We start from the raw sequence: 13562 nt of genomic DNA on the forward strand, positions 1-13562 counted from the left end.
GGCGGGAAGGCGCATGACGTCATATGCTGTCGCAAGAACGGCGCGCGTTGACAAGCCTGCCCTGATCAGTGTCGGGTCTTTCCATGCCTGCTGAATATCCAACGCTTCTGCCCCGCGAACCCGTTGTGACCGCCGCCGAAATGCGCGCTGCCGAGGCAGCGGCGATCGCCGCGGGTACGAGCGGCTTCGAGCTGATGTGCCGCGCTGGCGAGGCCGCCGCCGCAGGCATCGCGGCGTTTTACGGTCCCGCGCCAGTGCTGGTGCTGGCGGGCCCGGGCAATAACGGCGGGGACGGCTATGTCGTGGCGAACGCGCTGAGACAGCGCCGCTGGCCGGTCGAGGTCGCCGCGCTGGCGCCGCCCGCGACCGAAGCGGCGCAGCAGGCCGCCGCGCTGTGGAACGCGCCCGTGATGGATATTGCCGACGCGGAGCCGCGCTTCGTCCTTGTGGACGCGCTGTTCGGGACAGGACTGACGCGCGGGCTGGAAGAGCCGCTTCTATCGCAGTTTCATGCGCTTGCACGCGCATCTTCAGTCGTGATCGCGCTCGACCTGCCGAGCGGTGCGGCGACCGACGACGGCACGGCGCTGTCGCCGCTCGTTCGCGCGGACCTCACCGTCACGTTCGGCGCGATGAAGCCCTCGCACCTGCTGCATCCTACCGCGGCATCGTGCGGACGGGTCGTCGTCGCCGATATCGGCCTAGGCGAGATCGAGACGCGGCTTTTCAGGAATGGCGCAGCGCCGACTGCCGTGCTGGGGGCGGACACGCACAAGTACCGGCGCGGGCATGTGCTCGTCGTTTCGGGTGCGATGGCGGGCGCAGCATGGCTCGCCGCCTGCGCGGCGCAGCGAGCCGGGACGGGCTATGTGACGCTGGCGTCGGAAACGGCGATGCCGCCGTCGTCGCTGGTCGTGCAGCCGCTCGGCGCGGTCGACCTTGCCCGCGCGGATGCCGTTGTGCTCGGCTCGGGCCTTGGCCGCGACACGGCGGCGCGGACACGCGCCCGGAGGGTGCTGGGCGCGGGAAGGCCGATGGTGCTCGATGCCGACATTTTTTCGCTGTTCGCGGACGATCCCGCATCGGTCTTCGGCCTCGGCGCGGTGATGACGCCGCACGAAGGCGAATTCGCGCGCCTCTTCGGCGATCTTCCGGGGAGCAAGGTGGATCGCGCCCGCGCCGCTGCCGCGCGGTCCGGCAACGTCATCGTCTTGAAAGGCCCGGACACGGTGATCGCCGCGCCGGACGGCCGCGCAGTCATCAACGACCACGCATCGGCGCGTCTTGCGACCGCCGGAAGCGGCGATGTGCTTTCGGGCATGATCGCGGCGCACCTCGCGCGCGGTGAAGCGCCGTTTGATGCCGCCTGCGCCGCCGTGTGGCGTCACGGCGATGCCGCGCTTCGGGGGCGGGACGGCCTCATCGCGGAAGACCTTGTCGGCCTGATCCGTTGAGCGCGGAGACCATCATCCACCTCGCGGCACGCGGTGACGGCGTCACCGAAAGCGGCCGCTATGTCGCCGGGGCGATCCCGGGAGACACGGTGGAGGGTGACGTCATCGCGGCGGGACCGCACCGGATTACGCCGGCCTGCCGGCATTTCGGCGTCTGCGGCGGCTGCCAGTTGCAGCATGCGGACGATGCCGTGCTCGCCGAGTTCGTTTCGGGCCGCATCCTCGGCGCACTCGCCGGTATCGGCATCGTGCCCGAGACGGTCCACCCGGCGCATTTGTCGCCCGCAGGTGCACGGCGGCGCGCAAGCTTCCGGCTGGTACGCGACAACGGCAGCGTTCGCATCGGCTTCAATGTCGAGGGCAGCAGCGCGGTTGTCGATCTTGCAGAATGTCCCGTGGTTCAGCCTGCGCTCTGGGATGCGGCGTGTGCGCTGCGGAACGCGCTCGCGCCGAAGCTGCGCACCGGCCACGCCGTTGGCATGACGCTTACCGAGACCTTGTCCGGCTTCGACGTGCTGCTCACCAACCTCTCGCTTACTGCGAAGGATATCGGCGCACTTGCGGCGTTGGCATCGGATGCAAGGCTGGCCCGGATCGCGACCGAAACCTCTGCGGGCGTCGAGATCGCGCTTCAGCTTGCCGAGCCCGCCGTGCGCTTCAGTGACGTCACCGTGGCATTGCCGCCGGGCGGTTTCCTGCAGGCGACTGTGGACGGCGAAGCGGCGTTGCAGGCGGCTGTGCTGGAGGGGATAGGCGGCGCCGGGACCGTGGCAGACCTGTTCTGCGGCGCCGGAACGTTCGCCTTGCCGCTCTCGGCGCGTGCCAAGGTCTTTGCGGCGGATGCGGCGCGCGATGCCGTCGCCGCGCTTTCAGCGGCCGCGAAACGTAGCGGACGCCCGGTCACGACCGCGCACCGCGACCTGTTCCGTCAGCCGTTGCAGCCTGCGGAGCTCAATAAATTCGATGCCGTGGTTCTGGACCCGCCGCGCGCGGGCGCGAAGACGCAGGTGGAAACGATCGCGCGTTCAAAACTGAAGCGGGTCGTGCATGTCTCGTGCAATCCCAATACCTTCGCGCGCGATGCGAAGATTCTGCACGAAGCCGGATTTCGGCTGACCGAGCTATGGCCGGTCGGCCAGTTCCGCTGGTCTATCCATGTGGAACTGGCCGCCGTTTTCCTGCGCGGTTAAGCGAACAGCTTCGCCCAGCCATGCTTCGGGCGGGTCTTCCAATGGCCGCGGTGGTAGGCGTCCGACGCGAGCAGCGGCAGTACCGAGCCCGCTTCGGCGAACACCATCTGTTCGAGCGTGGTATCGACCTTGCCCCAGCTGGCCGCTTCCTTGAGCGTCGAGGACGAGCAGGCGCCGTCGCGGACGTCGGCGACCGTGATCTGCACCGCATACTTGTGCATCTCGACGTCTTCATGGCCGAGGATTTCGGCGCACACGACAGTGTCCTGAACGAAGTTCTTTGGCACGCCGCCGCCGATCATGAGAAGGCCGGTGGTTCCCGCCTTGATCTTGATATCGGTGAGTTCGCGGAAATCGGCGATCGAATCCATCGTCATGTAGGGGCGGCCCGCCTTCATCGCATCGACCTGATGCTTGACGAGGCCGAAGCCAGCCGACGAGTCGGTGAATGCCGGGCAGAAGATCGGCACGTCGTGCTCGAAGGCGAGCTTGACGAGGCTGTTGTCCTTCTTGCCGTGCTTCGAGAGGTAGCGGCCCATCTCGCGGATGAAGGCGCGGCTCGAATAGGGCTTCGGGTCGAGGCCGTTCGCGATCTCGCCGATCGTGTGGTCGCAATCCTGCAGCTGCTCTTCATCGATATAGGTATCGTAGATGCGATCGATGTAGAGCGAGCGCAGCACGTTATCGTCAGGGATTTCAAGCGCCTGATAGTGCTTGTGGCCAAGGCCTTCGAAGAAATCCATGTCGACGATCGAGGCGCCGGTGGCGATGATGCCGTCCACCATGTTGTTGGCGACGAGGTCCGCATAGAGGTTCATGCAGCCGCCCGCCGAGGTGGAACCGGCGATGACGAGGAAGATCGAGCAGTCCTTGTCTTCCAGCATGGTGTTGTAGATCTTCGTGGCGCGCGCGAGGTCGCGGCTGGTGAAGCTCATGCCGTCCATCTGATCGATGATCGGGCGGGCGTCGAAGCTCTTGATATCGATGTGGCGCACTTCCTTCGAGAGAAGCTCGGCCTTGCGCTGCGCGTCTACGCGAACATCGGTCATTGGTATTCCTTCCAGTCGATAAGTTGCTGTGGACTGGCTCGGCGCATGAAAAGCGCCGCCCGCGGCCGGATTTGCCGGCGCCGAGCGGGAAGGGGACGGCCGCCCATGACAGGCGGCCGTTCTCAGTTGCGTATGGCAGTAACGCCCTGCGGTGTCGACTCCGTGACAGCGTAGGCGCTCGCCATCGGCTCGTCGGTGACGATCACGGTTTCGCCGTTCACGAAGCCGTTGAACGCCGTGCGCATCGCCGCGCCATAGGCGCCGAGCATACCGACCTCGATATAGTCGCCGGCCTTGACATCGGCGGGCAGCATGAACGGGCCGGCCATGTAGTCCATGTCGTCGCAGGTGGGGCCGTAGAAGCTGAACGCCTCTTCCGCGCCGATGCTGCCGCGCAGCAGCTTCACGGGGAAGCGCCATGCGACATGCGCCGCATCGAACAGCGAGCCGTAGGCACCGTCGTTGATGTAGATGACGTCGCCCTTGCGCCGCTCCACGCGGACGAGGACGCTCGCGTACTCGGCGCAGAGCGCGCGGCCCGGCTCGCACCAAAGCTCTGCCGAATAGCTGATCGGCATCGCTTCGAAGGCGCGGTGGATCGCATCGAAGAACATCTGCATCGGCGCCGGGTCCATACCCGGATAGATCGACGGGAAACCGCCGCCGACATCGACGACGTCAACCGTGACGCCCGCGTGGACGATCGCGGCGCGGACCAGGGTCATCGCCTCCACATAAGCCTGCGGGCTCATCGCCTGGCTGCCGACGTGGAAGCAGACGCCGAGCGCGTCCGCTGCCTGCCGCGCGGCGAGCAGCAGCGCCGGAGCCTCCTCGATCGAGGCGCCGAACTTGGAGGCGAGGCTGAGCTTCGAATGCGCCGAAGAGACGCGCAGCCGGACGCAGAGCGTCAGGTCGGCAGCGCCGCCCGTCGCCTCGACGATCTTCGCGAGCTCTTCCTCGCTGTCCAGCGAGAAGGTGCGGACGCCGTGCTCGAAATACGCCTCGGTGATCGCTTCGGGCGATTTCACCGGGTGCATGAAGCACAAGGTCGCTTCAGGCAGCAGGCCGCGCACCAGGCGCACCTCGTTGATCGAGGCGACGTCGAAATGCGTGATTCCGCCTTCCCAGAGCGTCTTGATGATCTCTGGCGAAGGATTGGCCTTCACGGCATACATCGAGAGACCCGGAAACTTCTCGACGAAGAATCGGGCCGCACGATTTGCAGCGTGAGGACGAATAAGGGTGACGGGTGCATCGGGTCGAAGAACCGACGCTACCCCCAACGCGCTATGAAATTCTCGCAACTCAAGGGACCTCCGGGAGACAGTTGACATTGCACTGCCTTGCGGTGGAAGTCCCATGGGGCAGCGGACGCGCTGTTTAGGGTCGGGGGGTCTCGATGTAAAGAAAAAATCGCTGAAGCGTTTTTATTGTTTCCCCAAGTGAAATCAGCGAGTTAACAGAAGATGAACACGCCCACCCTTGAAGACGTCCAAGCCGCCGCCGCGCGACTTGCCGGTGTAGCCGTAAGAACCCCGCTTTTACGGTCGGATACGCTCGATACGATCACCGGCGCGAAGGTCTGGCTGAAGGCCGAATGTCTGCAGCGCACCGGTTCGTTCAAGTTCCGCGGCGCATGGAACCGCCTGTCGGCGTTGACGCCGGAAGAACGCGGTGCAGGCGTGGTCGCCTTCTCGTCGGGGAATCATGCGCAGGGTGTCGCGCTGGCGGCGAAGCTGCTCGGCATCCGCGCGACGATCATCATGCCGTCCGACGCGCCGCGCATCAAGGTGGAGGCGACACGCGGGCACGGCGCGGAGGTCGTCAGCTACGATCGGCTGACCGAACCCCGCGATGCGATCGCAGCGAAGATCGTGGCCGAGCGCGGCGGCGTGATCGTGGCGCCGTTCAACGATCCCTATGTGGTGGCGGGGCAGGGCACGGCAGGCCTCGAGATCGCCGAAGAGATCGGCCAGCCCGACATCGCGCTCGTGTGCTGCGGGGGCGGGGGGCTTGCGAGCGGCATCGCGCTTGCGCTGCCCGGCAGCGAGATCGTCGTGGTGGAGCCGGAAGGCTATGACGACGTCATCCGCTCGCTTGCAAGTGGCGTTATCGAGCCGGTTCGCGATCCGGGGCCGACGCTGTGCGACGCGCTCCAGACGCTGGTGACGTCGCCGCTCACCTTCGGCATCTTGCAGGCGCGGGGCGCACGCGGCGTCGCTGTTTCGGAGGCCGAAGTGAAGGCCGCGGTGGCGTTCGCGTTCCGCACGCTGAAGCTGGTGGTGGAGCCCGGCGGCGCGGCGGCACTGGCGGCGGCGCTCTCTGGAAAGCTCGACCTCAAGGGCAAGACTGTCGCGATCACCCTGTCGGGCGGCAATGTCGACGCGGAAACCTACCGGGTGTGCCTCGGGATTTAGGCGGCGTCCGTCTTGCGGATCGTGCGAACCTTCGCCGTCGCGGGCGCTTCGAGCAGGCCGTCGAGTTCATAGGCGGCGCGCGCGGCACCGTCGCCGAGGCGCTTGATGTCGGTCGCGAACGCGCTTGCGTCCTTGCCGGGGCGTGCCAGCGTCATGGCGTCGATCAGCGCGTCGAGCAGGCTGACAGACGTGCTGGTGGCGTAGTCGGCGGCGAAGTTGTGATTGTGAGCGACCATCGGGCGTTTTCCTTGTGCGTTGCAAGGAATCTACGACCGGCTTCCTAACTCTTGGTAAATCGTGCGGCGAACCACTGCGCGACCGCCGCCCTGGCGTCTTCGGAGAGGTGGAGGCCGAGCTTGCTGCGACGCCAGAGCGCATCGTCGGCGCTTTGCGCCCACTCCTCGGCGACCATGTGCTCAAGCTCGGCGGTGAACACGCCGCCGAGGTTTTCGCCAAGGCCGTTCTCCAGCATCGTGTCCGCGTGCGTGCCGTAGAGCCTTGCCAGCCGATCGACGATTCGCGGGTCGTAGTCGGCGTGCTTCACGCGCAGGTTCTCGCGCCACTTCGTCCACGCCTGCTGGCCGGTGAGGCCGGGAAGGCGCGGGAAATCGCTGCCCGGGAGCGGCTGTCCCGCCGTCCAGCGCTTACTTTCGGGGTAGAGGCGGCCGAGCACGTCTTCGGCGAGCAGCCGGTACGTGGTGATCTTGCCGCCGACGACGGTGACGGCGTCACCGCCTTCGTGCGCGAAGATCTTCCAGTCGCGAGTCGTTTCGCGCGCGCCTTTGCCTTCCTCCGCCACCAGCGGACGGATGCCGGCGTAGGTGGAGATGATGTCGGCGCGTTCGAGCGGGCGGGAGAGATAGCGATTCGCGGCGTCGAGCAGGTAGTCGGTTTCCGCCTCGGTGATCCGCGGCGCTTCCGGCGAGTCGATCGTCGTTTCGGTGGTGCCGATCAGAGAGAAGTCGTTTTCGTAGGGGATGATGAAGACGATGCGGCCGTCGGGCTGCTGGAGGATGTAGCTGTCCTGCCCGCGACCGATGCGGCGCGTGACGAGGTGCGCGCCCTGCACGAGGCGGAGGCGGGGGGCGTCGGGGAGGCCGAGGACATTGGCGGCGACTTCGCTTGCCCATGGTCCGGCGCAGTTGATGACGCGGGCGGCGGAGAGGCTCGTGCCGTCGCCGAGTTCTGCGGTCCAGCCCGCGCTTGTTCGGGTTGCGCGGGTGACGGGGGTGCGGGGAAGGACGAGGGCGGACCGATACGACGCATCCTGTGCGTTCGCGATGACGAGCCGGGCGTCGTCCACCCAGCCGTCCCAGTACCGAAACGCCTGTGTATAGCGCTTGTCGAGCGGCTGGCCGGCGTGATCATCGCGTAGCACCACCTTCGAGGAACCGGGCACCTGCTCGCGCCGCGCGAGATGATCGTAGAGGAAGAGCCCGGCGCGGATCATCCAGCTGGGGCGCGTATCGGGGCCGAGCGGCAGGATGAAGGGCATCGGGCGCGTGAGGTGCGCGGCGATATCGAGCAGCACCTCGCGCTCCGCGAGCGCCTTGCGGACCAGCCGGAACGCGTAGAATTCCAGATAGCGCAGCCCGCCGTGGATGAGCTTGGTGGACGACGACGAGGTCGCGCCGCCGATGTCAGCGGCATCGACGAGCGCGACCTTGAGGCCGCGCCCGGCAGCGTCGCGCGCAAGCCCGGCACCATTGACGCCCGCGCCGATGATGAGAAGATCGAAATGGCCCCTGTTCACGGGCGTTTACCTAAAGCCGCTGCGCGCGCTAGGAAAGCGGGTAATGACGCACATCCTCAGCATCGACGAGGGCACGACCTCGACGCGCGCGGTGGCCTTCAGGCCGGAAGGGCGCATCGGCGCCGTACATGGCGAGGAAATCGTCCAGCATTTCCCGCAGAGCGGGTGGGTGGAGCACGATCCCGCCGAGATCTGGGAGAAGACGCTACGCGCCGCGAATCGGGTCGTCGAGGACGTCGGCGCACAATCGATCGCGGCGATCGGCATCACCAACCAGCGCGAAACAATCGTGTTCTGGGACCGGAGGACCGGCGATCCGCTGGCGCCCGCGATCGTCTGGCAGGACCGACGCGGCGCGGCGATCTGCGCGGACCTGAAGGCGCGCGGGCTGGAGGATGATGTGCAGGGCCGCACCGGGCTTCTGCTCGACCCCTATTTTTCGGCGAGCAAGATCCGCTGGGCGCTCGAAAACTGGCCGGAGGTCCGCGCGGCAGCGAAGGCGAAACGGCTGGCCATCGGCACGATCGATTCGTGGCTGATCTGGCGTCTGACCGGCGGGCTCCACGTCACCGACGCCACGAACGCCGCGCGCACGCTGCTGATGGACCTTGAACGCTGCACTTGGGACGCCGGGCTCGCCGCGCTGTTCGACGTGCCGATGGAGGCGCTTCCCGAGATCGTCGATTGCGCGGGGCGCATCGGCGAAACGCGGCTGATCGGCGGGCGCACGATTCCGATCACCGGGTGCGCAGGCGACCAGCAGGCGGCCGCGATCGGGCAAGTGTGCCTTGAACCCGGCGCGGTCAAATCGACCTACGGTACGGGCGCGTTCGTGCTGGCGCACGCCGGGGGCACCGCGCCGGTGTCGTCGAACCGATTGCTTTCCACGGTGGCGTGGCGGCTCGGCGGACGCCCCGCCTATGCGCTTGAAGGCAGCATCTTCGTTGCAGGAAGCGCGATCAAATGGATGCGCGACCAGATCGGCATCATCGCGAGCGCATCCGAAACCGCCGAACTTGCCGCTTCGGTACCCGACAGCGGCGGCGTTACGTTCGTGCCCGCCTTCAATGGCCTCGGCGCGCCTTGGTGGGAGCCCAATGCACGCGGCATCATCACCGGGATCAGCGGCGGCACGACGCGCGCGCACATCGTGCGTGCCTGCCTCGAAGCGATGAGCCTGCAAACGTCTGATCTGCTGGACGCGATGCGCCGCGACGGCGTGTCGCCTTCCCTTCTGCGCGTCGATGGGGGCATGGTGGCCAACGACTGGCTGTGTCAGGACCTTGCCGATGTGCTCGGCGTTACCGTCGAGCGCCCGAGGGTCGTGGAAACGACAGCACTTGGCGCGGCCATGCTGGCGGCGGTGGGTTACGGACTGTTCGCCGATCTGGAGTCGGCCAGTGTGATGTGGCACGCCGAGCGCAGGTTCGAGCCGGCCCTCGATGAGGAGACGCGCAGCGTGCGCAAAACGAATTGGGCAACAGCCGTGGGGCAGGTGATGTCGGGGCTTCAACGATGACGAACATGCTTGCGATCATCCTGTCGTTTGCGGTGATCGCCGCCTTCGTCATCGGCGGCGGCGGCGTGTGGATCATGCTGAAACGCCCTGCGGAGCTCAAAAAAGGCCTGCTGATGGTGGGTGTCGCCATCGTCACACTCGTGAACGTCTGGCTGCTCGCAGCTCCCGTAACCTGACATTTTGCTTCAGTTGCCGTGAGCACGGCTCCAGCTAGACTTGTCGCCGCAACAGCGACGGGAGACGCGCGTGCGCCAATGGGGAGTGATCGCTGCCTGCCTTTTGGCGGCCGGATGTGGCAGTACGGACAAAACACCGGGGCTGGTGGACGATGCGCGGCTATCCGCAGCAACTGCCGAGTCCGAAAGCTGGCTGACGCACGGCGGCACCTACGAGGAACAGCGATACAGCAAGCTCGACACCATCAACGATGGAAACGTCGACAAGCTCGGTCTCGCGTGGAGTTATACGTTCGATACCAACCGGGGGCAGGAGGCGACGCCGATCGTGGCCGACGGCGTGCTCTACACGACCTCGGCCTGGTCCAAAGTCTACGCGTTCAACGCGAAAACCGGAGCGCTCCTGTGGGAGCATGACCCGGAGGTGCCCGGCGAAACGGGCTTCAAGGCCTGCTGCGACGTCGTGAACCGCGGCGTCGCGCTGTATGACGGCAAGGTCTATTCAGGGACGCTCGACGGGCGATTGATCGCGCTCGACGCGAAAACCGGCAAGCTCGTGTGGAGCGAGGTCACGGTTGATCAGTCGAAGCCCTACACGATCACCGGCGCGCCGCGTATCGTGAAGGGCAGGGTGCTGATCGGCAACGGCGGCGCCGAATACGGTGTTCGCGGCTATGTTTCCGCTTATGACGCCAAGACTGGCAAGCTCGCATGGCGCTTCTACACCGTGCCGCCCGGCCCCGGCGCGCCCGCGGACGGCGCGGTTTCGGACCCGATGATCGAGAAGATGCGCGCAACCTGGGCGGGCGACTGGTCGAAGTTCGGCGGCGGCGGGACGGTGTGGGACGCGATCGTTTATGATCGTGACTTCAACCAGATCCTGATCGGCGTGGGCAACGGCAGCCCCTGGAACCACAAGGTTCGCTCCGAAGGGAAGGGCGACAACCTGTTCGTCTCGTCGGTCGTCGCGCTCGATGCCGATACCGGCGCCTACAAGTGGCACTATCAGGGGACGCCCGGCGAAACGTGGGATTTCACACAGACGCAGCCGATCATCCTTGCCGACCTCACGCTGGATGGCGCGCCGCGCAAGGTGATGATGCAGGCGCCGAAGAACGGTTATTTCTATGTGATCGACCGCAAGGACGGAAAACTCGTCTCGGCAAAGGGCTTTGTGCCGCAGACGTGGACGACCGGCGTCGACATGGCGACCGGGCGTCCGATCGAGGCGGAAAACGCCCGCTTTACGAAGGGTGCGTTCGTGGCGCTGCCGTCCGCGTTCGGCGCGCACAACTGGCACCCGATGGCGTTCAGCCCGAAGACCGGGCTCGTGTATCTTCCCGCGCAGGAGGTGCCGTTCGCCTATATCGCCGACGCGAGTTTCAAAGGGCGGGAAGGCGGATGGAATGTCGCGATCGACTTCCTCGCGAACGTTGCGCCGGACGATACGACCCAGTTCCGTGCGCTGCGCGCGCTGCTGAAGGGACAGCTTATCGCCTGGGATCCCGTGAAGCAGAAGGAGGTCTGGCGCGTTCAGTACGATGGGCCGTGGAACGGCGGCGTGCTCGCGACGTCTGGAAATCTCGTGTTTCAGGGCAACGCCCACGGCGAATTCGCGGCTTTCACCGCAGACAGCGGCAAGAAGCTCTGGGGCTTTGATGCGGGCACCGGCGTGATCGCCGCACCGATCAGCTACGCGGTGGACGGCGAACAATATGTGGCGGTGATGGCGGGCTACGGCGGCGTCTATCCGCTGTCGTCCTCGTTCGTCGATAACCCGCGTCCGATGCCGAACGGTCGCCTGCTCGTCTTCAAGCTCGGCGGGCGAACCCCCTACACGATCGAGCGTATCGAGAATGCGCCCGCAACGGTGGTCGATGCGGCATGGAGTGCCGAAACCGTTACGCACGGCGCCACGCTTTATGAGAGCACGTGCGGCGTCTGCCACGGTACGGCAGGCATTTCTTCGGGCGTGCTGCCCGATCTGCGGCGTTCGGGCATTCTTGCCGACAGGGACAGCTGGAACACGGTCGTTATCGGCGGTGCGCTGAAGGGTCGCGGCATGGTGAGCTTTGCCCCGTGGATGTCGGCCGACGATGCCGAGGCGATCCGCGCCTATGTCGCCGGCAAGGCGAGGCTGCTGGCGGCAGCGGAAGCGCGCGGGAACTAGGGCTGAATGTCGATCCGCCCTAACGGAGATCGCGCCACATCACGCAGCGCCGCGCCGGATTCCGTTGCGGGGCCAGTCGGCGGGCGAGTACGGACGGGGTTTGATCGGCAGAGAGCACCCGGAAACCCATCCGCGCGTAATACGGCGCATTCCAGGGGATCGTGCGATCTGTCGTTAGACTCGCGGCCTTGAATTTGCGAGCTGCCGCCTCCCCCAGCGCCGCCTGGATGAGCAACCGCCCGATGCCGCGTCGCTGGTGCGAAGCGGAGACCGAAATTTCATCGATATAGAAGCTGTTTCCCAGCCGTTCGGCCCGAAGGAAGCCGACCGGCATTCCGCCGGCGTCCGCAATCCACAGCTTGTTTTGCGACAGCGCGGGATGGAAATGTTCGGGCGCCGATGTCTGGCCGACGGCCCAAGCCATGTGCGTTCCAGCAAACAGCGTGGCGGCGGACAGTTCGACCACCCCCAGCGCCGGAAGATCGGCCTCGCTTCCGTAGCGGACGATCAATGCGTTCGGGTCAACGCGCGCATGGCGTCGTCGAGCCCTTCCAGAGTCAGCGGAAACATGCGGTCTTCCATCAAGGTCTTCACCATCTGAATCGATTGGCCGTACTGCCAGTTCTTCTCCGGGATCGGGTTCAGCCACACGGCGCTGTGGTAGATATCGGTCAACCGCCGCATCCACACTTCGCCCGCTTCCTCGTTCCAGTGTTCGACCGAGCCGCCCGGATAGTTGATCTCGTAAGGGCTCATCGAAGCATCGCCGACGAAGATGAGCTTATAGTCCGCCGGGAATTTGTGGAGCAGGTCCAATGTCGGCGTCCGCTCGGTGAAGCGGCGGCGGTTGTCCTTCCACACGCCTTCGTAGACGAAGTTGTGGAAGTAGAAGAATTCGAGGTGCTTGAACTCGCTGCTCGCGGCGGAGAACAGCTCCTCGCAGAGCTTGATATGCGGGTCCATCGAGCCGCCGACATCGAGGAACAGCAGCACCTTCACGGCATTGTGCCGTTCGGGGCGCATCACGATGTCGAGGTAGGCCTTGCGCGCCGTGCCCTTGATCGTGGCGTCGAGGTCCAGCTCGTCCGCCGCGCCGGTGCGCGCAAAGCGGCGCAGGCGGCGGAGCGCGACCTTGATGTTGCGGGTGCCGAGCTCGACCTCGTTGTCGAGGTTCTTGAACTCGCGCTTGTCCCACACCTTGATGGCGCGGCCCTGGCGGCCTTCTTTCTGGCCGATGCGGACGCCCTCTGGGTTGTAGCCATAGGCGCCGAAGGGGGATTTTCCGGCGGTGCCGATCCACTTGTTGCCGCCTTCGTGGCGTTCCTTCTGCTCCTCGAGGCGCTTTTTCAGCGTCTCCATGATCTCGTCCCACGAGCCGAGCTTCTCGATCTCGGCCTTCTCCTCGTCGGTGAGGTAAAGCTCGGCGAGCTTCTTCAGCCACTCTTCGGGGATTTCGGCGGTTTCCGCCTCGAAACTGGTTTCAAGGCCGTGGAAGACCTTGCCGAACACCTGATCGAAGCGATCGAGCAGCGCCTCGTCCTTCACATAGGCTGCGCGCGAGAGATAGTAGAAGCTCTCGACGTTCCGATCGATCACGCCCGCCTTCAGCGCTTCCAGGAGCGTCAGGTGCTCCTTGAGGCTCGCCGGGATCTTCGCGGCGCGGAGGGCGTCAAGGAAATCGAGAAACATGCGCTGCGGGGCCTTTCGCTGGTCCAGTCCGCGGAAGGCATAGAGCAATCCGCGCGCCGACGCATTACCCGGTTCCGCTAGGGCTGTCACATTCGCGACGCGGCAGACTTATGTCGAATAAAAAAAGGGTGGCGGAACAATCGCC

The 13562-nt window shown here is 65.7% G+C and carries 12 protein-coding genes; 6 read left to right on the forward strand and 6 right to left on the reverse strand.

Going from position 1 to position 13562, the window contains the following annotated elements; all coding sequences use genetic code 11:
- The first annotated feature begins 83 nt into the window (after positions 1-83).
- Both AAC014_RS12195 and AAC014_RS12200 read left to right on the forward strand, forming a co-directional pair.
- Positions 84-1454 carry an NAD(P)H-hydrate dehydratase gene (locus AAC014_RS12195; RefSeq protein WP_339708858.1) on the forward strand — a complete coding sequence of 457 codons (1371 nt, stop codon included), beginning with the start codon at positions 84-86 and terminating at the stop codon, positions 1452-1454.
- On the forward strand, positions 1451-2644 hold the full coding sequence (locus tag AAC014_RS12200) for a methyltransferase (protein ID WP_339708860.1): 1194 nt from the start codon (positions 1451-1453) through the stop codon (positions 2642-2644). The genes AAC014_RS12195 and AAC014_RS12200 overlap by 4 nt, the downstream gene beginning before the upstream one ends.
- Here the strand turns inward: AAC014_RS12200 and AAC014_RS12205 are convergent.
- Together AAC014_RS12205 and AAC014_RS12210 are read right to left on the reverse strand one after the other, a co-directional pair.
- Positions 2641-3693 carry a deoxyhypusine synthase gene (locus tag AAC014_RS12205; protein ID WP_339708862.1) on the reverse strand — a complete coding sequence of 351 codons (1053 nt, stop codon included), beginning with the start codon at positions 3691-3693 and terminating at the stop codon, positions 2641-2643. The two genes, AAC014_RS12200 and AAC014_RS12205, sit on opposite strands and share 4 nt — an antisense overlap.
- 122 nt (positions 3694-3815) lie before the next feature.
- Positions 3816-4997 carry an alanine racemase gene (locus tag AAC014_RS12210; protein ID WP_339708864.1) on the reverse strand — a complete coding sequence of 394 codons (1182 nt, stop codon included), beginning with the start codon at positions 4995-4997 and terminating at the stop codon, positions 3816-3818.
- A gap of 162 nt (positions 4998-5159) precedes the next feature.
- Between AAC014_RS12210 and AAC014_RS12215 the strand changes: the two genes are divergently transcribed.
- A complete protein-coding gene (locus tag AAC014_RS12215; RefSeq protein WP_339708866.1) occupies positions 5160-6110 on the forward strand; it encodes a threonine/serine dehydratase in 951 nt (316 codons plus the stop codon).
- Here AAC014_RS12215 and AAC014_RS12220 read toward each other — a convergent pair.
- Complete coding sequence (locus AAC014_RS12220; protein ID WP_339708868.1) at positions 6107-6346, reverse strand: hypothetical protein; 240 nt, start codon at positions 6344-6346, stop codon at positions 6107-6109. The two genes, AAC014_RS12215 and AAC014_RS12220, sit on opposite strands and share 4 nt — an antisense overlap.
- Positions 6347-6390: 44 nt before the next feature.
- Complete coding sequence (gene glpD / locus AAC014_RS12225) at positions 6391-7863, reverse strand: glycerol-3-phosphate dehydrogenase (protein ID WP_339708870.1); 1473 nt, start codon at positions 7861-7863, stop codon at positions 6391-6393.
- A 43-nt stretch (positions 7864-7906) separates the two neighbouring features.
- On the opposite strand from glpD, the gene glpK reads away from it, so the two are divergent.
- From glpK to AAC014_RS12240, 3 genes are all read left to right on the forward strand, one after another.
- On the forward strand, positions 7907-9382 hold the full coding sequence (glpK, locus tag AAC014_RS12230) for a glycerol kinase GlpK (protein WP_339708872.1): 1476 nt from the start codon (positions 7907-7909) through the stop codon (positions 9380-9382).
- Positions 9379-9558, forward strand: coding sequence for a hypothetical protein (locus AAC014_RS12235; RefSeq protein ID WP_339708874.1), 180 nt, complete (start codon positions 9379-9381; stop codon positions 9556-9558). Before glpK ends, AAC014_RS12235 begins: the two co-directional genes overlap by 4 nt.
- A gap of 70 nt (positions 9559-9628) precedes the next feature.
- A complete protein-coding gene (locus AAC014_RS12240) occupies positions 9629-11728 on the forward strand; it encodes a PQQ-dependent dehydrogenase, methanol/ethanol family (RefSeq protein ID WP_339708876.1) in 2100 nt (699 codons plus the stop codon).
- 19 nt (positions 11729-11747) lie between these two features.
- Here the strand turns inward: AAC014_RS12240 and AAC014_RS12245 are convergent, their stop codons facing one another.
- Complete coding sequence (locus AAC014_RS12245) at positions 11748-12239, reverse strand: GNAT family N-acetyltransferase (protein WP_339708878.1); 492 nt, start codon at positions 12237-12239, stop codon at positions 11748-11750.
- Positions 12236-13417: a VWA domain-containing protein gene (locus AAC014_RS12250; RefSeq protein WP_339708880.1), complete on the reverse strand. Its 1182-nt coding sequence runs from the start codon at positions 13415-13417 to the stop codon at positions 12236-12238. Before AAC014_RS12250 ends, AAC014_RS12245 begins: the two co-directional genes overlap by 4 nt.
- Positions 13418-13562: the final 145 nt, after the last annotated feature.

It is taken from the genome of uncultured Sphingosinicella sp. (genome assembly GCF_963974575.1).
GTDB lineage: Bacteria > Pseudomonadota > Alphaproteobacteria > Sphingomonadales > Sphingomonadaceae > Sphingosinicella.